The organism is Bacteroides parvus (assembly GCF_017309675.2).
GTDB classification, from domain to species: Bacteria; Bacteroidota; Bacteroidia; order Bacteroidales; family Bacteroidaceae; genus Bacteroides; species Bacteroides uniformis.
The window spans coordinates 3770854-3791549 of the sequence record NZ_CP084680.1; the positions used below are offsets into that span (position 1 = coordinate 3770854).

14 protein-coding genes are annotated in these 20696 nt (G+C 48.5%); 11 read left to right on the forward strand and 3 right to left on the reverse strand.

Going from position 1 to position 20696, the window contains the following annotated elements:
* Positions 1–19: 19 nt before the first annotated feature.
* From JXR92_RS15450 to JXR92_RS15490, 9 genes are all read left to right on the forward strand, one after another.
* Entirely contained in the window at positions 20–607 is a 588-nt protein-coding gene (locus JXR92_RS15450) for a DUF1896 domain-containing protein (RefSeq protein WP_004291461.1), read from the forward strand.
* Positions 597–6410: an N-6 DNA methylase gene (locus JXR92_RS15455; protein WP_005790817.1), complete on the forward strand. Its 5814-nt coding sequence runs from the start codon at positions 597–599 to the stop codon at positions 6408–6410. Before JXR92_RS15450 ends, JXR92_RS15455 begins: the two co-directional genes overlap by 11 nt.
* Before the next feature lie 656 nt (positions 6411–7066).
* Positions 7067–8992, forward strand: coding sequence for a tetracycline resistance ribosomal protection protein Tet(Q) (tet(Q), locus tag JXR92_RS15460; protein ID WP_004293868.1), 1926 nt, complete (start codon positions 7067–7069; stop codon positions 8990–8992).
* On the forward strand, positions 8992–11310 hold the full coding sequence (locus tag JXR92_RS15465) for a hybrid sensor histidine kinase/response regulator (RefSeq protein ID WP_004348456.1): 2319 nt from the start codon (positions 8992–8994) through the stop codon (positions 11308–11310). Before tet(Q) ends, JXR92_RS15465 begins: the two co-directional genes overlap by 1 nt.
* Complete coding sequence (locus tag JXR92_RS15470; RefSeq protein WP_004293870.1) at positions 11303–12625, forward strand: sigma-54-dependent transcriptional regulator; 1323 nt, start codon at positions 11303–11305, stop codon at positions 12623–12625. The genes JXR92_RS15465 and JXR92_RS15470 overlap by 8 nt, the downstream gene beginning before the upstream one ends.
* Positions 12626–12904: 279 nt before the next feature.
* Entirely contained in the window at positions 12905–13327 is a 423-nt protein-coding gene (locus tag JXR92_RS15475) for a dihydrofolate reductase family protein (RefSeq protein WP_004293871.1), read from the forward strand.
* Between the two features lie 238 nt (positions 13328–13565).
* Positions 13566–14171, forward strand: a complete 606-nt coding sequence (locus JXR92_RS15480; RefSeq protein ID WP_004293872.1) for an RteC domain-containing protein — start codon at positions 13566–13568, stop codon at positions 14169–14171.
* A 103-nt stretch (positions 14172–14274) separates the two neighbouring features.
* Positions 14275–14754: a Panacea domain-containing protein gene (locus JXR92_RS15485; RefSeq protein ID WP_004293873.1), complete on the forward strand. Its 480-nt coding sequence runs from the start codon at positions 14275–14277 to the stop codon at positions 14752–14754.
* Positions 14723–15478, forward strand: a complete 756-nt coding sequence (locus JXR92_RS15490) for a hypothetical protein (protein WP_004293874.1) — start codon at positions 14723–14725, stop codon at positions 15476–15478. Before JXR92_RS15485 ends, JXR92_RS15490 begins: the two co-directional genes overlap by 32 nt.
* Positions 15479–15530: 52 nt before the next feature.
* Here JXR92_RS15490 and mobC read toward each other — a convergent pair whose 3' ends face one another.
* From mobC to mobA, 3 genes are read right to left on the reverse strand one after another with little or no spacing between them, the layout of a single operon-like run.
* The gene (gene mobC / locus JXR92_RS15495) at positions 15531–17540 is read right to left on the reverse strand and encodes a conjugal transfer protein MobC (RefSeq protein ID WP_004348455.1); all 2010 of its coding nucleotides are present in this window, start codon (positions 17538–17540) and stop codon (positions 15531–15533) included.
* 30 nt (positions 17541–17570) lie between these two features.
* On the reverse strand, positions 17571–18818 hold the full coding sequence (gene mobB, locus JXR92_RS15500; RefSeq protein ID WP_004348454.1) for a conjugal transfer protein MobB: 1248 nt from the start codon (positions 18816–18818) through the stop codon (positions 17571–17573).
* Positions 18797–19225: a conjugal transfer protein MobA gene (gene mobA, locus JXR92_RS15505; RefSeq protein ID WP_004291488.1), complete on the reverse strand. Its 429-nt coding sequence runs from the start codon at positions 19223–19225 to the stop codon at positions 18797–18799. The genes mobB and mobA overlap by 22 nt, the downstream gene beginning before the upstream one ends.
* A gap of 420 nt (positions 19226–19645) precedes the next feature.
* Here mobA and JXR92_RS15510 point away from each other — a divergent pair, with 420 nt between their 5' ends.
* Together JXR92_RS15510 and JXR92_RS15515 are read left to right on the forward strand one after the other, a co-directional pair.
* On the forward strand, positions 19646–19897 hold the full coding sequence (locus JXR92_RS15510) for a hypothetical protein (protein WP_009037593.1): 252 nt from the start codon (positions 19646–19648) through the stop codon (positions 19895–19897).
* 36 nt (positions 19898–19933) lie between these two features.
* Positions 19934–20695, forward strand: a complete 762-nt coding sequence (locus tag JXR92_RS15515; RefSeq protein ID WP_004348452.1) for a ParA family protein — start codon at positions 19934–19936, stop codon at positions 20693–20695.
* Position 20696: the final 1 nt, after the last annotated feature.

Sequence of the window (20696 nt, forward strand, 5' to 3'; positions counted from 1 at the left end):
TTGCCACTTGTTCAGAGTAATGAATTGTTCTTCGATACCGGATTACACTCATACTTTGGATTTAGTGGTGGCACTCGGAGGGATACCGAGTGCCTTTTTCTTCCTTTTTCCAACCGATTATCCCGTTAATTATCAATCCGCTAAATCCAAAGTAATGAACAACAAGAAGAAAAACGAGGGTCAGACCGACTTTTCCTATTACGGTCTGTACCTGCTGGACTATCTCCGCACGAACAAGTTTGAACAGGCTGACGACACCGCTTTCATACGGGAACGGGCCGACCGTGCCGCCGAAACGTATGAGAGGGCACGGCTTGAAGGCTATCCCGCCGATGGTGCGCAGGAACTGGCGATGGACACGCTGCTGCGCGGGCTGCATTATTCCCGTTACGCCATCCTCCGCGAAGTCGTGGAAAACGAGTTTGCCGATGAAGTGCCGGAAGAGAAGCGTGAAGCCTTTGTCCTGAAACTGCTGCCGCTTGTCGGCAACGTGTTCTCCGTCTATGACCTCTCGGATGACAATTTCGCCCTGTCTTCCGATTACGACCTGCTCTACACGGAGCTGACGGGAGCAACCGTCCTTTACTTAGACGAATATGGCGTTTAACCGCAAACAGAAACTGCGGGACAACATCGAGGCGATACGGACGGCATTCATCCTTGACAGGGAAAACAGGACAGCGACAACCGAAGAGCGTGCCATACTTCAAAGGTACTGCGGTTTCGGCGGTCTGAAATGTATCCTCAACCCTGCAAAGGAACTGACGGATGCCGTCCGGTGGGCGAAATCCGACCTCGAACTGTTCGCCCCGACGGTGGAGCTGCACAGGCTTATCCGTGAGAACAGCAAGGACGAAACAGAGTACAAGCGGTTTGTGGATTCGCTGAAAGCGTCCGTGCTGACCGCTTTCTACACCCCCAAAGAGATAACCGACACCATCGCGGACGTGCTGGCAGATTACAGCGTCCGCCCCGCCCGTATGCTCGAACCGTCGGCAGGTGTCGGCGTGTTCGTGGATTCCATGCTACGGCACAGCCCCAATGCGGATGTGATGGCTTTCGAGAAGGATCTGCTCACGGGTACAATCTTGAGGCATCTCTATCCCGACCAGAAAATGCGCACCTGCGGTTTTGAGAAAATCGAAAGACCGTTCAACAATTATTTCGACTTGGCGGTGTCCAACATTCCGTTCGGTGACATTGCCGTGTTCGACGCGGAGTTTCAGCGGAGCGACTCTTTCGGCAGACGCTCCGCCCAGAAAACCATCCACAACTATTTCTTTCTCAAAGGACTGGATGCCGTGCGTGACGGCGGTATCGTGGCGTTCATCACCTCGCAAGGGGTATTGAATAGCACCAAGACCTCCGTGCGTAACGAGCTGTTCAGTCAGGCCAATCTGGTATCCGCGATACGCCTGCCCAACAACCTGTTCACGGACAACGCGGGGACGGAGGTGGGCAGCGACCTGATTGTCCTGCAAAAGAACCTCAGCAAGAAGGAAATGTCGCAGGACGAGCGGCTGATGACCGTGATACAGACGGACACGAAAACCGACCTGACCGACAACGCCTATTTCATCCACCACCCGGAACGCATCGTGCATACGACGTCGAAACTTGACACTGACCCCTACGGGAAGCCCGCTATGGTTTATCTGCACGAGGGCAAGACCGCAGGTATCGCCGGGGACTTGCGCCGGATGCTCAACGAGGATTTCCATTACAGGCTCGCCATGCGTCTGTATTCGGGAACAATCTGGCAGTCGGGAACGGAAGAAAAGGTTACCGTTCAAAAGGAGGCGGAGCGTCCTGCTATAAAATTGGAAACGGTATCTTCGGCGCAGACGGTGGAAACTCCGACGGAAAAACCGCAACCCGTTGAGGAAAAACCGGAGATAGAGCCACGTCCGAAATATTCTGACGGGGTGCAGCTCTCCTTGCTCAACCTCTGGGGGATGACGGAAGAGGTCAGCCAACCGAAAACCTCCAAAAAGAAAAAGACGGTGAAAAAGGCAGTTACGGCAAAGTCCACTCCGCCCAAACCGAAAGTCACGGTTACACCGACAGCTCCAACTGCAAAACCCGCTATGGAGAATAAGGAGGTGAAAGCGGAGAACACCGCCAAGCCTGCCGACCCGGACGACATCTATGCAAAGCTGGACTGGGAAACCAATCCTCCCATCAACGGCTTCTACGAGATGATGATGGAACTCACGCCGGAGCGCAGGAAGGAACTTCGGGAGCTGGCAAGGCAGCATAATGAAAAACATGAAAACAGAACGGTTGCGACGATCACGCCGGAAGTACCACGTGAACAACCCCGGCAGGAGGAAACACAGCCGGAAGCAGTCGCCGCACCTGCTGTTACCGATGCTCCACCGGAAACGGTGGCTACTTCCCTTTTTCCCGACATCGAACCGGAAAAGCCGAAGGAGGAAGTCGCGGACCTTACGCCGCGTGCCTACCATCGCACGCCGGAGATGCACCTGCGCGAAGGCTCGCTGGTGGCTGACCGGGGGCGTCATAACATCGGCTATCTGAAGGACATCACGCCATACGGGGCTACATTCCAGCCGCTCGACCTGAAAGGATACCAGAAGGAAAAGGCGTTGTTGTATGTGTCGCTGCGTGACGCCTACGAGCGTCTGTACCGTTATGAATCGCTCCGGCGCGAGGCAAATGTTCCGTGGCGAGAGCATCTGAATACCTGTTACGATGAGTTTGTCATGCGCTACGGCAACCTCAACGCCAAGCAGAACGTGAAGTTAGTGATGATGGACGCGGGCGGGCGTGACATCCTTTCGCTGGAACGGGTGGAGAACGGAAAGTTCGTCAAGGCGGACATCTTCGAGCATCCCGTTTCCTTCTCCGTGGAGAGCCATGCCAACGTAGGCTCTCCCGAAGAAGCCCTGTCCGCGTCGCTCAACAAATATGGCACGGTCAATCTCGACTATATGCGGGAGATAACCGACAGCACGGCGGAGGAGTTGCTCACAGCCCTGCAAGGACGCATCTATTACAATCCGCTCGTGACCGGTTACGAAATCAAAGACCGCTTCATAGCCGGGAACGTGATAGAGAAGGCGGAACGCATAGAGGCTTGGATGGGCGAAAACCCCGAAAGTGAGCGTATGCCGGAAGTGAAACAGGCGTTGGAGGCTCTGAAAGATGCCGAACCGCCGCGTATCGCCTTCGAGGATCTGGACTTCAATTTCGGGGAACGCTGGATTCCGACGGGTGTCTATGCCGCCTACATGAGCCGGCTGTTCGACACGGAGGTGAAAATCGCCTATTCCGCAAGCATGGACGAGTTTTCGGTTGCGTGCGGCTACCGCACCATGAAAATCACGGACGAGTTTCTGGTAAAGGGGTATTACCGGAACTATGACGGTATGCACCTCTTGAAACACGCCCTGCACAACACCTGCCCCGACATGATGAAGTCCATCGGCAAGGACGAGCATGGCAACGACATCAAGGTGCGCGACAGCGAGGGCATACAGCTCGCCAACGCCAAGATTGATGAAATCCGCAACGGTTTCTCCGAATGGCTCGAAGAACAGTCGCCGCAGTTCAAGGAACGGCTGACGACAATGTATAACCGCAAGTTCAACTGTTTCGTGCGCCCGAAGTATGACGGCTCGCACCAGACCTTCCCCGACCTCAATCTGAAAGGCTTGGCAAGCCGGGGTATCAAGAGCGTCTATCCCTCGCAGATGGATTGCGTCTGGATGCTGAAACAGAACGGCGGCGGAATTTGCGACCACGAGGTGGGAACCGGCAAGACGCTGATAATGTGCATCGCCGCGCATGAGATGAAGCGTCTGAAATTGGCACATAAGCCGATGATTATCGGGCTGAAAGCCAACGTTGCGGAGATTGCCGCCACCTATCAGGCGGCATATCCCAACGCACGTATTCTGTACGCTTCGGAGAAGGACTTTTCGACCGCCAACCGTGTGCGCTTCTTCAATAATATAAAGAACAACGACTACGATTGTGTCATCATGTCGCACGACCAGTTCGGCAAGATACCGCAGTCGCCGGAGTTGCAGCAGCGCATCCTGCAAGCGGAGCTTGACACGGTGGAGGAAAACCTCGAAGTGCTGCGGCAGCAGGGAAAGAACGTGTCGCGGGCTATGCTGAAAGGTCTGGAGAAGCGCAAACACAACCTTGAAGCGAAGCTGGAGAAGGTGGAACATGCCATAAAGTCACGCACGGACGACGTGGTGGATTTCAAGCAGATGGGCATCGACCACATCTTCATAGATGAGAGCCACCAGTTCAAAAATCTGACGTTCAACACGCGCCATGACCGTGTGGCGGGACTGGGCAACAGCGAGGGAAGCCAGAAGGCACTGAACATGCTCTTTGCCATACGCACCATACAGGAGCGCACGGGCAGAGACTTGGGAGCGACCTTCCTTTCGGGTACTACCATCAGCAACTCGCTGACGGAGTTGTATCTGCTGTTCAAGTATTTGCGTCCGAAGGAGCTGGAACGGCAGGACATCCGATGTTTCGACGCTTGGGCGGCGATATTCGCCAAGAAGACGACGGATTTTGAATTTAACGTGACGAACAACGTGGTTCAAAAGGAGCGTTTCCGCTACTTCATCAAGGTGCCGGAACTTGCCGCCTTCTATAATGAAATCACGGACTACCGCACGGCAGAGGACGTGGGCGTAGATCGTCCCAACAAGAATGAGATACTGCACCACATACCGCCCACGCCGGAGCAGGAGGACTTCATACAGAAGCTGATGCAGTTCGCCAAGACTGGCGATGCCACACTTCTGGGCAGGCTGCCGCTTTCGGAAACGGAGGAAAAGGCGAAGATGCTTATCGCCACCGACTACGCCCGCAAGATGGCACTCGACATGCGCATGATAGACCCGCATTATGAAGACCACCCCGATAACAAGGCGAGCCACTGTGCCAAGATGATCGCGGAGTATTACCAAAAATACGACGCGCAGAAAGGCACGCAGTTCGTTTTCTCGGACTTGGGGACATATCAGCCGGGCGACGGGTGGAACGTCTATTCGGAAATCAAGCGCAAGCTGACGGAGGATTACGGCATACCGCCAAGCGAGGTGCGCTTCATTCAGGAGTGCAAGACCGACAAGGCTCGGAAGGCGGTGATAGACGCCATGAATGCCGGAACGGTGCGTGTTCTGTTCGGCTCCACCTCCATGCTCGGAACGGGTGTGAACGCACAGAAAAGGTGTGTGGCAATTCATCATCTCGATACGCCGTGGCGACCGTCCGACCTGCAACAGCGTGACGGACGCGGAGTTAGAGCCGGAAACGAAATTGCCAAGCATTTCGCCGGGAACAACGTGGACGTAATCATCTACGCGGTGGAGAAGTCACTGGACAGCTACAAGTTCAACCTCCTGCACTGCAAGCAGACTTTCATCAGCCAGCTCAAAAGCGGTGCTATGGGGGCGCGTACCATCGACGAGGGGGCAGTGGACGAGAAATCGGGCATGAACTTTTCGGAATATATGGCGTTGCTATCCGGCAACACCGACCTGCTGGACAAGGCGAAACTTGAAAAGCGCATCGCCTCGCTCGAAGGGGAACGCAAGTCGTTTAACAAGGGCAAGCGTGATTCGGAGTTCAAGTTAGAGTCGAAGACGGGCGAGTTGCGTAACAACACGGCTTTCATAGATGCCATGACGGAGGACTGGAACCGCTTCCTTTCGGTGGCGCAGACCGACAGGGAGGGCAACCGCCTTAATATAATAAAGGTGGACGGTGTGGATTCCGCCGATGAGAAGGTTATCGGAAAGCGTTTGCAGGAGATAGCGAAAAACGCCACTACGGGCGGGCTTTACACACAGGTCGGAGAACTGTACGGTTTTCCGATAAAGGTGGTGAGCGAGAGGATACTCAAAGAGGGATTGGAGTTTACCGACAACCGCTTCGTGGTAGAGGGGAACTACAAGTACACCTATAACAACGGACATCTGGCAATGGCTGATCCGATGGCTGCCGCCCGAAACTTCCTGAACGCGATGGAGAGGATACCCTCCATTATCGACCAGTACAAGGCGAAGAACGAGGTGCTGGAGAGGGAGATACCGCAGTTGCAGGAGATAGCGGGCAAGGTGTGGAAGAAGGAGGACGAGCTGAAGCAGCTGAAATCCGAACTTGCCGCCCTTGACCGAAAAATACAGCTGGAACTTGCGCCGCCCACGCCCGAAGTCGCCGAAAAGGAGAAAGAAGGGCAACAGGTCAAGCCGGAAGCGGAAGATGTGAGGAACAGGCAGGCGCAATATCCCGAAAATGCACCGCCGCAGATACGCAGTCCGGCGGATAGTATCGTTGCCAACCATGTCATAATCGGGCGTCCGGGACTGTATGCCAAGGAGGAAACCCGGTTCAAAGGATTGAAAATATAACCTTAGGAATTTTATCTGAAGTATTAATAAGGGCTATCCCAAAAGGTCTAAAAGTAAATTTTATCCTTTCTGCAAGTATCTGTAGGATGGCAACTGCATTTTTTTCTTTTTGGGCAGCCCTTATTAAAATTTATTCTTATTTTAGGTTATATACATTCATGTCCATTTATGTAAAAAATCCTGCTGACCTTGTTTATGTCTTGTCAGTCACCATTTGCAAAACCATATTTGACCCTCAAAGAGGCTGAATTTGATAAGCAACTTGCTACATACTCATAATAAGGAGCTAAATAGAACACGAATGGGAAATACTCAAATGCCAAACTAAAGAAGATATTGGCCAAAATAAACGCTATACCGAGAGAGAAACTTGATTTTTCAACTTCCTAAAACAGTGTTGTTCAAACATTTCTACTTATTTGTACTTACCAGTTGAACCTACGTTTCCCTAATAAAATGTCTATGGTAAAAAGTTAAAAAATCCTCCTACTTTTGTTAGATATATTTTTTTGTGTAATTTTGTAATCGTTATGCGGCAGTAATAATATACATATTAATACGAGTTAGGAATCCTGTAGTTCTCATATGCTACGAGGAGGTATTAAAAGGTGCGTTTCGACAATGCATCTATTGTAGTATATTATTGCTTAATCCAAATGAATATTATAAATTTAGGAATTCTTGCTCACATTGATGCAGGAAAAACTTCCGTAACCGAGAATCTGCTGTTTGCCAGTGGAGCAACGGAAAAGTGCGGCTGTGTGGATAATGGTGACACCATAACGGACTCTATGGATATAGAGAAACGTAGAGGAATTACTGTTCGGGCTTCTACGACATCTATTATCTGGAATGGTGTGAAATGCAATATCATTGACACTCCGGGACACATGGATTTTATTGCGGAAGTGGAGCGGACATTCAAAATGCTTGATGGAGCAGTCCTCATCTTATCCGCAAAGGAAGGCATACAAGCGCAGACAAAGTTGCTGTTCAATACTTTACAGAAGCTGCAAATCCCGACAATTATATTTATCAATAAGATTGACCGAGCCGGTGTGAATTTGGAGCGTTTGTATCTGGATATAAAAGCAAATCTGTCTCAAGATGTCCTGTTTATGCAAAATGTTGTCGATGGATCGGTTTATCCGGTTTGCTCCCAAACATATATAAAGGAAGAATACAAAGAATTTGTATGCAACCATGACGACAATATATTAGAACGATATTTGGCGGATAGCGAAATTTCACCGGCTGATTATTGGAATACGATAATCGCTCTTGTGGCAAAAGCCAAAGTCTATCCGGTGCTACATGGATCAGCAATGTTCAATATCGGTATCAATGAGTTGTTGGACGCCATCACTTCTTTTATACTTCCTCCGGCATCGGTCTCAAACAGACTTTCATCTTATCTTTATAAGATAGAGCATGACCCCAAAGGACATAAAAGAAGTTTTCTAAAAATAATTGACGGAAGTCTGAGACTTCGAGACGTTGTAAGAATCAACGATTCGGAAAAATTCATCAAGATTAAAAATCTAAAAACTATCAATCAGGGCAGAGAGATAAATGTTGATGAAGTGGGCGCCAATGATATCGCGATTGTAGAGGATATGGATGATTTTCGAATCGGAAATTATTTAGGTGCTGAACCTTGTTTGATTCAAGGATTATCGCATCAGCATCCCGCTCTCAAATCCTCCGTCCGGCCAGACAGGCCCGAAGAGAGAAGCAAGGTGATATCCGCTCTGAATACATTGTGGATTGAAGACCCGTCTTTGTCCTTTTCCATAAACTCATATAGTGATGAATTGGAAATCTCGTTATATGGTTTAACCCAAAAGGAAATCATACAGACATTGCTGGAAGAACGATTTTCCGTAAAGGTCCATTTTGATGAGATCAAGACTATATACAAAGAACGACCTGTAAAAAAGGTCAATAAGATTATTCAGATCGAAGTGCCGCCCAACCCTTATTGGGCCACAATAGGGCTGACTCTTGAACCCTTACCGTTAGGGACAGGGTTGCAAATCGAAAGTGACATCTCCTATGGTTATCTGAACCATTCTTTTCAAAATGCCGTTTTTGAAGGGATTCGTATGTCTTGCCAATCCGGGTTACATGGATGGGAAGTGACTGATCTGAAAGTAACTTTTACTCAAGCCGAGTATTATAGCCCGGTAAGTACACCTGCTGATTTCAGACAGCTGACCCCTTATGTCTTCAGGCTGGCCTTGCAACAGTCAGGTGTGGACATTCTCGAACCGATGCTCTATTTTGAGTTGCAGATACCCCAAGCGGCAAGTTCCAAAGCTATTACAGATTTGCAAAAAATGATGTCTGAGATTGAAGACATCAGTTGCAATAATGAGTGGTGTCATATTAAAGGGAAAGTTCCATTAAATACAAGTAAAGACTATGCATCAGAAGTAAGTTCATACACTAAGGGCTTAGGCATTTTTATGGTTAAGCCATGCGGGTATCAAATAACAAAAGGCGGTTATTCTGATAATATCCGCATGAACGAAAAAGATAAACTTTTATTCATGTTCCAAAAATCAATGTCATCAAAATAATGGAGCGGTCAGGAAATTTCTATAAGGCAATACAGTTGGGATATATACTTATCTCCATTCTTATCGGATGTATGGCATATAATAGCCTCTATGAATGGCAGGAGATAGAAGCATTAGAACTTGGCAATAAAAAAATAGACGAGCTCCGAAAAGAAATAAACAATATCAATATTCAAATGATAAAATTTTCTCTATTGGGTGAAACAATACTGGAATGGAACGATAAAGATATCGAGCATTACCATGCACGGCGTATGGCAATGGACAGTATGCTTTGCCGTTTCAAGGCCACCTATCCAGCAGAGCGCATCGATAGTGTGCGCAGTCTTTTAGAGGATAAGGAACGACAGATGTTCCAGATAGTCCGGTTAATGGATGAACAACAATCTATTAACAAGAAGATAGCCAATCAAATTCCGGTTATTGTGCAGAAAAGTGTGCAGGAACAGTCCAAAAAGCCAAAACGAAAAGGTTTCTTGAGCATCTTCGGCAAAAAAGAGGGAACGAAGCCAACGACAACAACGACTACGCTCCGTTCATCCAATAGAAACATGGTCAACGAACAGAATGCGCAGAGCCGTCGATTGTCAGAACAAGCCGATAGTCTTGCTGCCCGTAATGCAGAACTTAACAGACAACTGCAAGGATTGATTTGCCAAATCGAAAAGAAGGTGCAATCTGATTTACAAAATAGAGAAAGCGAGATAACAGCCATGCGTAAAAAATCATTTATGCAGATAGGCGGCTTGATGGGATTTGTTCTTTTGCTGTTGGTCATTTCCTATATCATCATACACCGTGATGCAAAGAACATTAAACGATACAAACGCAAGACAACGGATTTGATCGAGCAATTGGAACAGTCCGTGCAACAAAATGAGATACTCATAACCTCCCGAAAGAAAGCGGTATATACTATTACCCATGAGTTGCGTACACCACTGACGGCAATAACCGGCTATACCGAACTTTTGCGGAAAGAATGCAATAGCGGTAATAATGGGCAATATATCCAAAATATACTGCAATCCTCCGACCGTATGCGGGATATGCTCAACACTTTGCTTGACTTCTTCCGCCTGGACAACGGCAAGGAACAGCCCCGTCTGTCACCCTGCCGGATTTCTGCAATCACGCACACACTTGAAACGGAGTTCATGCCTGTTGCCGTGAACAAAGGGTTGTCCTTGTCCGTGAAGACTGGACACGATGCCATTGTATTGACCGACAAAGAGCGAATAATACAAATCGGGAATAACCTGCTGTCAAACGCTGTCAAGTTCACAGAAGAAGGCGGTGTTTCTTTGATTACTGAATATGATAATGGAGTTCTGACACTGGTCATTGAAGATACAGGTACAGGCATGACAGAAGAGGAACAGAAACAAGCGTTCGGTGCGTTTGAACGTCTATCAAATGCCGCTGCAAAGGAGGGTTTCGGGCTTGGGCTTGCCATAATGCGTAATATTGTGTCGATGCTTGGCGGAACAATCCGTTTGGACAGCAAGAAAGGGAAAGGCAGTCGTTTCACAGTTGAAATTTCTATGCAGGAAGCTGAAGAACAGCTTGGATATACAAGCAATACACCTGTTTATCATAACAATAAATTCCATGATGTTGTCGCCATTGACAATGATGAGGTATTACTTCTAATGCTGAAAGAGATGTATTCCCAAGAAGGAATACACTGCGACACTTGCACCGATGCTGCGGCACTGATGGAAATGATACGCCAGAAAGAATACAGCCTGTTGCTGACAGACTTGAATATGCCTGGTATAAACGGTTTCGAATTGCTGGAACTGTTGCGTTCGTCCAACGTGGGCAATTCACCAACAATCCCGGTGGTTGTGGCAACCGCTTCGGGCAGTTGTAACAAAGGGGAACTATTGGCAAAAGGCTTTGCCGGATGCCTGTTCAAGCCGTTCTCCATATCGGAACTGATGGAGGTTTCCGACAGGTGTGCCATAAAAGCGACACCGGACGGGAAACCGGACTTTTCCGCCTTATTGTCCTATGGCAATGAAGCCGTCATGCTGGAAAAGTTGATAACTGAAACAGAAAAGGAAATGCAGGCGGTACGGGATGCAGCAAAAGAAAAAGACCTGCAAAAGCTGGATTCCCTGATCCACCACCTGCGCAGTTCGTGGGAGGTGCTCCGTGCCGACCAACCGCTGAATGTACTTTACGGATTGCTTCGTGGCGATGCTCTCCCGGATGGTGAAGCGTTAAGCCATGCCGTGACTGCTGTGCTGGATAAGGGAGTGGAAATAATACGGTTGGCAGAAGAGGAAAGGAGAAAATACGAAGATGGATAAGACAAAAATAATTGTGGTGGAAGACAACATCGTGTATTGCGAATATGTCTGCAATATGCTGTCACGGGAGGGCTACCGCAATATGAAGGCTTACCACCTCTCAACCGCGAAGAAACATCTGCAACAGGCAACAGATAATGATATCGTGGTTGCCGACCTGCGTCTGCCTGACGGCAGTGGCATAGACCTTTTGTGCTGGATGCGAAAGGAGGGAAAGATGCAGCCCTTCATCATTATGACCGACTACGCCGAAGTTAATACCGCCGTGGAAAGCATGAAACTCGGCTCGATAGACTATATTCCCAAACAGCTTGTGGAGGATAAACTTGTCCCCCTGATCCGTTCCATACTGAAAGAACGTCAGGCAGGACAACGCCGTATGCCTGTATTCGCCCGTGAAGGTTCCGCTTTTCAGAAAATCATGCACCGGATAAGGCTGGTAGCCGCCACCGACATGAGCGTGATGATATTTGGTGAGAACGGCACGGGTAAGGAGCATATTGCCCATCTGTTGCATGACAAGAGCAAACGTGCAGGCAAGCCATTTGTGGCGGTGGACTGCGGTTCACTCTCCAAAGAGCTTGCACCGTCGGCTTTCTTCGGACACGTCAAGGGAGCGTTTACAGGTGCGGACAATGCCAAGAAAGGATATTTCCATGAGGCGGAAGGCGGCACGCTTTTTCTGGACGAGGTAGGAAACCTCGCGTTGGAAACCCAACAGATGTTGCTCCGCGCCATACAGGAGAGGCGGTATCGCCCGGTCGGAGACAAGGCAGACCGGAATTTCAATGTCCGCATCATCGCTGCTACCAATGAAGATTTGGAAGTAGCGGTGAATGAAAAGCGTTTTCGGCAGGATCTTCTGTACCGCCTGCACGACTTCGGGATAACCGTTCCTCCGTTGCGTGACTGTCAGGAAGACATCATGCCGCTGGCAGAGTTCTTCCGTGATATGGCAAACAGAGAGCTGGAGTGTAGCGTGAGCGGGTTCAGTTCCGAAGCACGTAAAGCGTTGCTGACACACGCATGGCCGGGCAACGTGCGGGAACTTCGGCAGAAAGTTATGGGTGCTGTATTGCAGGCGCAGGAAGGTGTTGTCATGAAAGAGCATCTGGAACTTGCCGTGACGAAACCGACCTCTACTGTCAGCTTCGCCTTGCGCAATGACGCGGAGGATAAGGAGCGGATATTGCGTGCGTTGAAACAGGCAAACGGCAACCGGAGTGTCGCCGCAGAACTGCTCGGCATAGGCAGGACAACACTATACAGCAAACTTGAAGAGTATGGACTTAAATATAAATTCAAGCAATCATAGCCCGTAATTCACTGAATTTGGCTATCTTTGCATAACATTTGAGAAAAACGGCGATTGGCAGGAGCTTTTCGCCGCCAACATATAGGATAAGACCGCAAGGCGTTTCAAGCGAAAATCTGGTAAATTGGAACTACGGAGACGATTGCGTGATGCTTATGCTATGCTTACGCATAGCGTGCATTCACGTACTCTCCGTAAAGGCTTTACCAGAGCCATCGCTTGAAGGTAGTGTGAATTGCACGCTACTTTTTTACCCTTGCCTAACGAAAGGAAACGATTATGGGTAAAGTTCAGATTCTCGCCGTACTGACGATGGACGGATGTCTTTCTTCAGAGTTATATGATAAAGCACATCAGGATTTGTGCCTTGACCGTTGCGGTCTTGATGAAATCAGGAAGAAAGCCCTTTACCGTGTGACACCGGACTATTCCATTTCAATGCTGCACGAATGGAGAAAAGACGGCACAAACATCCGTTACCTCGCGGAAGCCACACTGGATACGGCAGATTATATAAACGGACTACTGCGTATGCACGCTGTGGATGAAATCATACTATACACCGTTCCTTTCATATCCGGAAGCGGACGACATTTTTTTAAGTCGGCTCTGCCAGAGCAACACTGGACGCTTTCCTCCTTGAAAAGCTATTCCAACGGTGTATGTCGCATTATCTATATCCTTGATAAAAAAGCAAGATAGCCAAAATGTGCGGCAAGCATACATTTCTATTTTCAGGAATAGAATAAATGTTCTGATTACAAACAATTTAAGTCGGAGATAATTTGTCCTTGTGAAAAAATATTGAATTTTATACCTCTGAAATCCAGTACTTTGTAAAATTGAGTGTTGGATTTTTTATTTTCTGCCGCGTTTTTTGCCAATTATATTCATGTGCGCACGCAGAAAACAAAGTGTAATTTTCAAAATTGACAGAACCATGAATTATTTCTTGCTGGCGGAAACCGACTTTTTCCGCCTGATAAACGAAGCCGGTGACTGCAATATGGAAACGGCATACACGGCTTTTGCCACCCAAGTGATCGAACTGTGTAACGGTAGCATGGACGCGAACCTTACCGTCATCGCGCTTGCCTACATCGAAATCGAGTTGCAGCACCATCCCGTGCGCAACCTGTCAGAAGAAAAGAGAGAGATTGCCGCCTATGTCAGCAAGGCCCTGTCTTTCGTGAGGAAGATGCAGAAATTCCTTGCCACGCCCCAAGTGCCGCCACTGATATCCGCCAACAACACAACAGAAACCGCCACCAGCCTCCTGCAATGGACGGGCAATGCCATCGACCTCGTGGAACTTATCTACGGCATCGACGAGATGGGCTGCATCAACAACGGCAACATGCCGCTCAAACAGCTTGCCCCGCTCCTTTACAAGATATTCGGGGTTGAGTCGAAGGACTGCTACCGTTTCTACACCGATATCAAACGCCGGAAGAACGAAAGCCGCACCTACTTCCTTGACAGAATGCAGGAGAAATTGAACGAGAGGATGCTGCGCGATGATGAGTTGGATCGTATGAGGAGATAAAAAACAAATTCATTAGAATAAATCACATCAATTCAATTCATTATTTTGTTATATTAGAAAAAGATATTAACTTTGCATTGAAATTGATATAGTCATAATTCAGATGAACTCAATACACGATATAACAGACTACATTATCTTACGAGTAAAATCGGAAGATAGATTTGCGTCTTTAATAAATTTAAAGTTGCAGAAGTTATTGTATTATGTTCAAGCATGGTCTTATGGTATCAATAAAAAACCTATGTTTGACGGCGAGTTTGAAGCATGGATTCATGGTCCGGTAAATCGAGAAATCTACAATCGATTTAATTCTACAAAATATCTCTATTCAGAAATCAATATTGATGATTGCATGAATCACAATGTGAGTTTATCATCAGAAGACGCTGAATTCATTGACTTTATATTGGAGAATTATCTTAAATATAGCGGTGCTGAATTAGAACGATTGTCCCACAATGAGATGCCTTGGATTGAAACACGTGGAGATTTAAATGTAAATGAGCGTTGTGACAAGGTTATTACTCCAGAACTAATGATTGAGTATTATGGGAAAAAATGGGAAACTATTAAATCTTAATTCAGATTCTCCTAAATACGGAAACAAATCATTAGTTACCAAAGAACAAGAAAATGAGTTAAAGAGAAGGAAGATAACTTTTTCCTTCTCTTACTTTAAGCAGATACCTAATTTTCAGATTGGAGAGTGTTCTAAGGGATGGCATATTGGGCTTCTTGAAAGATTAGGTGCTTTGGGTACTATGACACCGCAAGAAGTATTAGAAGAAAATAGAGGTAGTATTGCATTAAGATGTCATCCAATAGATTGGAGTGCTAAAAACATTCCTATTCAACGAAAAGATTTAGATTGGCTACCAAAAGAAATATTGGACAATGAGACAGATTTTCCAATAATGCAATTTTCGATAACAAAAAGTACGGGGCGTATTGTAGGTTATTTTGATCGGGATTCTTCTATATTTCACATAGTATTATTAGATCCTGAACATAATATACAACCGGCAAAGAAAACTAATTATCAAATACAACCAACTACAAAAGGGTTATCTCAATATGATGATTTATTAAATAAGTTGGAACGAATTAAAAGTATCGTATCAGATTGTTCTGATAAAAAGTGCAAATTGCATTCACATATTAGTGTTATAGAAGAATTACATGACAATATTGTTTATATAGGACTTGATAATGACTTCTATAGCACTTATCAAGAAATCTTAAAGAAAATTCCATTGCAAAAAATTTTGGAAAACGGAATCTTAGTAAGTATGGATAATGCTTAAGTTCTAAAAAAATGAAGAAAGGTTTATGGTAAGCCTTTCTTCATTTTTTTATTTACTTCTGCTGCAACAGATATTTCAGGTTATCATCGCCCGCGATGCGCTCCAGTTCCTCCTGCACAATCTGCTTCACCTCTTCCTTGATACGCCGGTAGTTCGCCTGCACCGTTTCTTTCATGCGGTCGTTGCCGTCCTCGTCCGTGAAATCGGTAATGACCGGAATTTTCTTGTAGGCACGTTCCTCCCGCTTCACCTTCTCGGCATCCACCACAATCTCGCAGTGAAAAATTTTCTGTTCGATACGTTCGTTGAAGTTGTCGGACACCGAACCGACAAACATTCCCTGCGTCAGACCGGAAATCTTGCTCGGCGGAATGAGCGCATCCATCTGCGTGTTGATGGAGGTGGAAACATCCTGCCGGTTGATGGAGATAGACTGCCGTTTCTGCAACACCTTACCGAACCGTTCCGATAGTGTCTTTGCCGTTTCACCTACCACCTGCCCGGAGAAAATGTTACCGACCGTATTCATCACCACTTTCGCCTCCTTATCACCGTAGTCGCGCACCAGCTGGCTGAAATCCTGAAATCCCAGACACACGGCAACCTTGTTGCTTCGGGCGGTGGCTATAAGGTTGTCCAACCCCTTGAAGTATATCGTGGGCAGCTCGTCGATGATGACCGATGACTTCAGCATTCCCTTCTTGTTGATGAGTTTCACGATACGGGAGTTATACAATCCGAGAGCCGCCCCGTAGATGTTCTGACGGTCGGGATTGTTGCCCACGCATAGGATTTTCGGCTCTTCGGGATTGTTGATGTCCAGCGTAAACTCGCTGTCCGACATCACCCAATAGAGCTGCGGGGAAATCATCCTCGAAAGCGGGATTTTCGCCGACGCTATCTGCCCCATGAGCTGCTCCGCAGCCCCTCCGAGCCAAGCATCCATGAACGGGGAAAGGTAGTTTTCCAGCTCCGGGTAAGAGGTCAGTATCGGGAAAATATCCTCGTAGCGGCGGTTCAAAAACTCGATGGCATGGGGAAACGTGCAATACTTCCCGTTCTGATAGATTTTGAGATACCAGATAATGCTGGCAAACAAAATGATAGGTGACTCCACGAAGAAGTCGCCCTGCTTTTGCACCCAAGTTTTATTGAGGTTAAGCATTATCGTGTAGGCACTCTCGTAAGCGTCCGTAATATCCTCCATGAAATCCGGGTGTATGGGATTGCAACGGTGTGAGCGTCGCGGGTCGTCGAAATTGATCACATAGAATTTCGGCTTCACCTTGTAGCCCTCCGGGTGGTTCAGCAAATGGTTGTAGGCTATGGTGGACAAGTCACTGAATTTGAAGTCATATACATACATCGAGAAGCCCTTTTCAATCTGTTGCTTGATAAAATTGTTTACCACGGCGTATGACTTGCCGCTGCCCGGCGTACCCAACACGATGGACGCACGGAAGGGATTCACCACATTGATCCAGCCATTGTTCCAACGCTTTTTGTAATAGAAGCGTGTGGGCAGATTGACCGAATACTCGCTTTCGATGAGCCTCGTTTCCTGCATGAAACTCTCATTCTCGTTGTTGAAAACATCCTCCATCAGATTGTGTTTCAACAGGCGGCTCATCCACAGCCCGCCCATCAAAAGACAGACATAGCCCGTGCCGATGGTAAGGATATACAAGCCCGTCACCGCTTCAACCGGCAGCGGCAGAGCCAGTATCCACCAGTTGAGGAAAAACAGCACGAATCCGGCGGCGAGTGCCGTCCATATTCTTCCCCAAGTGATTTTCTCGCCCTTGACCCCTTTCGTACCCAGACAGGACAGGGCAAGCAGCAGGACGGCAAACAGTTTCGTGTACAGAATGGAATGGAACAGCCCCGCCGTGCGGTCGAAGTTCAGAAGGATTTTGTCCACCACACCGATGTTCACGCCCCATAGCCGGATGGCTTCGTAGCAGAACCAGTACACGTTCATGACCACTAAAATGATACTCACGGCACGCAGAAAATCCATGATTTTCGCCAATGCCCTCAAATCGTCTTCTTGTTGTGACATACATTGATTTTTTAATTGTTGATACTCCGATTACAAACCCAAGCCCTTGCGCTTTTTCTTCTTTTTGCGCTTCATCGCCCGGATGAAAGCCTCTTCCTCGGCATCTACCGCCGGACCTTCGGGAGTGAGCAAGCCCATTCCGCCCGATACGTCTTCACGGTCGTATGCGGTCTGTCCGTGTGCCTTGTCCGCAGCATCCATAGGGATGGATAACGGTATCGGCGGTTGTCCGGCGTATGGCAGGGTGAAGTGTTCCTGCAAGGCATTCGCCGAAAGCTCCTTGCCCATGCGCGAACCGTTCAGCACACTCCCCGTGCGGTGGTCGATGAAGGTAGCCCCGTAGATGCGCCCTTCCTCCGTGTAGCGCAGTACGGTGTCGATGCCCTTCTCTTTAAGTTGGGAAACAAACCTATCCTTGTCATAAGTGCCTTGCAGCACGGAAAGAACGGTACGTTTCGTCATGTCTGCCAGTTTCCTGTCCTTAATCTCCGATCTGGAACGTACAAACTTCTTCTGCATGGCTTCATAGCCTGCGGACTTCCCGAAGAGCGAGGACTTGAACGGGTTGCCCACCTTGTTGCCCCTGCCGTCCGTGACGGAATAGACCAGCCCGTGATATTCCCGTCCGCGCACGTTACCCCTCGCTTCCTCCACCGTCAGGTTATAGATGGAAAGGAGCGCACGGTATTCGCCCATCGTCTGGAAACGGTACTGCCCGTTCAGAGCTTTCACGGTGTTGCCTACCTGTTTCTTCACATCGCCTGCCGATGCGTCCACCTTGCTTAGCGGCGTGTCAAGACGGCGGTTCCTGCGCTCCGCATCGTGCAGCCCGTATTTCTTCTCCAGCTCACGGGTGATTTGTTTGCTACGATAGTAGTTGTTCTTGTCGCTGATACATTTCCCGTTCTCGTCCACCCGAACCGTCACGATGTGCAGGTGGTGGCGGTCGATGTCCTCGTGCTTGAAAACAAGATAAGGCTGGTTGCCGAAACCGAGTTTTTCCAGATACTCGCGGGCTATATCCTGCAATTCCGCATCGGTCAACGCATCCTCCGGATGCGGGTTGAGCGAAATATGCACCACCGGCTTCTCCACCTTCATCTGTGGCGGCATGAAGGTGAGAAAACCCTCCATCGCCTTGTTGATGTCCACCTTTCCCGAACCGTCATTGTAGATGCGGTTGGTCGTAAGCAACCGCCCCTGCGCCTCGTTAATCTTCTCCCCGTTATAGGCAATCGCGCCGTACAACGAGTTTCCTACACTGATTTTTGCGACCATTTCGCCTCCATTTCCCTTGAAAGTTCCACAATCCGGCGGCTCAGTTTCACGAGTTCGACGGTGTGTTGCTCTAATTTGTAGAGCAACGCCATCGCCTTTTTCTCTGAAAAATGCAGCCTCAGTTCCTTCACGACTTGGTTGTAATTCGTACCCACGGCACGGAACTGTGCATGAAAATCCGACAGTTTGGTGTAATAGTCCACCAGCGTCTTGTCCACCTTAAGCACCTTGAACGGCTGTCCGAAGAAGTGCGCCTTGAGGAAAACCGACCGTGCATAGACACCCGATTTTCCGAACATGGCGAGGAAACGGTTGTGTTCCTCCTCATTGAAACGGACGGTGTAACGGTACACCGCCGGATCAAGTTTGGGATTTCTCCCTGATTTGCTTTTCCTTTTCTCTTTCATATTACTTTGGATTTAGCGGATTGACGGCATAAGCCGCCGCTTCGGATTACAGCACCGCAGTTTTGAAAGGCTTCCCGACTTCGGAGGGAAAGCCCGCCCCCTGCAAGGGCAAGGCGTTTTCCGGGATGCTCAAAATATTTTGAGCGGCTGAAAACATACCTTGCTATGTTCAGGTGAACATAAAAATCCGTCAGGGGACGGATGGGAAGATACCTTTCAGGACTCCGGCTGTGCCACCATCGGCGAACCCTGCTGTCCGGGGGCAAAGTTACGTCCTTAAAGCGGTATCGGACAGACGCTTGACCCGGTCAATGACTGCCAACCGGCGCAACGTGCTGCCAATTGCTTGGGAAGTGATACAAGTTCCAAAATATACTTGTTTATTTGCAGCATGATTCAAGGAACCAACGATTTGAAGATATGAGAAACGGAACATTCAAATACCCGGAAAACCGCTTCTTCGGACACTTGCCGAAGCGGATACCCGAACCGTCGGAACCCCGGTTATCCGACAATCCGGTGAAGTACGGATTCAATGACTTCATGACGCAGTGTCGTCATTCATCACTTGTTCGCCGCACCGCTTCACCACAGAACCGGATACGCGATGACCCGCCCGTGTGTCTGTTCACTGAAGCGGATAATGTAGCAACCAAATCCGCATATAAATAGAAAAAGAAATCTTCAACAATTAAAATAAATGGAACTATGAGTAAGGAAATCTTCGTTGCATTCGCAACACAGAAAGGTGGCATCGGCAAATCCACTGTCACGGCACTTGCCGCCAGCTACCTGCACAACGTGAAAGGCTACAATGTCGCCGTCGTGGACTGCGACGACCCGCAGCACAGCATCCACGGGCTGCGCGAACACGAAATGGGGCTTATCGACAGCAGCACCTACTTCAAGGCTCTCGCTTGCGACCATTTCCGCCGGATCAAAAAGAACGCCTACACCATCGTCAAGAGCAATGCGGTGAACGCCCTCGACGATGCCGAGAGGATGATTGCCACTGAGGACATGAAACCCGACGTGGTGTTCTTCGACATGCCCGGCACGCTCCGTAGTAACGGCGTGATAAAGACGCTCTCGCAGATGGACTACATCTTCACTCCGCTGAGTGCCGACCGCTTTGTCGTGGAGAGTACCCTGAAATTCGTCACGATGTTCCGCGACAGGCTGATGACTACCGGACAGGCGAAAACAAAGGGGCTGCATCTGTTCTGGACGATGGTGGACGGCAGGGAGAGGAACGACTTGTACGGCATCTACGAGGAAGTGATAGCCGAAATGGGCTTTCCGGTACTTTCCACCCGCTTGCCCGACAGCAAGAAGTTCCGCCGTGACCTTTCGGAAGAGCGCAAGAGCGTTTTCCGCTCCACCATCTTCCCGATGGACACGGCACTGCTGAAAGGGAGTGGCATCCGGGAGTTTTCCGAAGAGATAAGCGACATCATCAGACCGCAGTGAG

Coding starts and splice junctions, on each gene's coding strand:
- mobB (WP_004348454.1), bottom strand. CDS start 18,818: ATGGTCGCAAAAATCAGTGTAGGAAACTCGTTGTACGGCGCGATTGCC.
- JXR92_RS15490 (WP_004293874.1), top strand. CDS start 14,723: ATGGGAAAAAATGGGAAACTATTAAATCTTAATTCAGATTCTCCTAAA.
- JXR92_RS15515 (WP_004348452.1), top strand. CDS start 19,934: ATGAGTAAGGAAATCTTCGTTGCATTCGCAACACAGAAAGGTGGCATC.
- JXR92_RS15450 (WP_004291461.1), top strand. CDS start 20: ATGAATTGTTCTTCGATACCGGATTACACTCATACTTTGGATTTAGTG.
- JXR92_RS15480 (WP_004293872.1), top strand. CDS start 13,566: ATGAATTATTTCTTGCTGGCGGAAACCGACTTTTTCCGCCTGATAAAC.
- JXR92_RS15510 (WP_009037593.1), top strand. CDS start 19,646: ATGAGAAACGGAACATTCAAATACCCGGAAAACCGCTTCTTCGGACAC.
- mobA (WP_004291488.1), bottom strand. CDS start 19,225: ATGAAAGAGAAAAGGAAAAGCAAATCAGGGAGAAATCCCAAACTTGAT.
- JXR92_RS15470 (WP_004293870.1), top strand. CDS start 11,303: ATGGATAAGACAAAAATAATTGTGGTGGAAGACAACATCGTGTATTGC.
- JXR92_RS15485 (WP_004293873.1), top strand. CDS start 14,275: ATGAACTCAATACACGATATAACAGACTACATTATCTTACGAGTAAAA.
- JXR92_RS15475 (WP_004293871.1), top strand. CDS start 12,905: ATGGGTAAAGTTCAGATTCTCGCCGTACTGACGATGGACGGATGTCTT.
- JXR92_RS15455 (WP_005790817.1), top strand. CDS start 597: ATGGCGTTTAACCGCAAACAGAAACTGCGGGACAACATCGAGGCGATA.
- JXR92_RS15465 (WP_004348456.1), top strand. CDS start 8,992: ATGGAGCGGTCAGGAAATTTCTATAAGGCAATACAGTTGGGATATATA.
- mobC (WP_004348455.1), bottom strand. CDS start 17,540: ATGTCACAACAAGAAGACGATTTGAGGGCATTGGCGAAAATCATGGAT.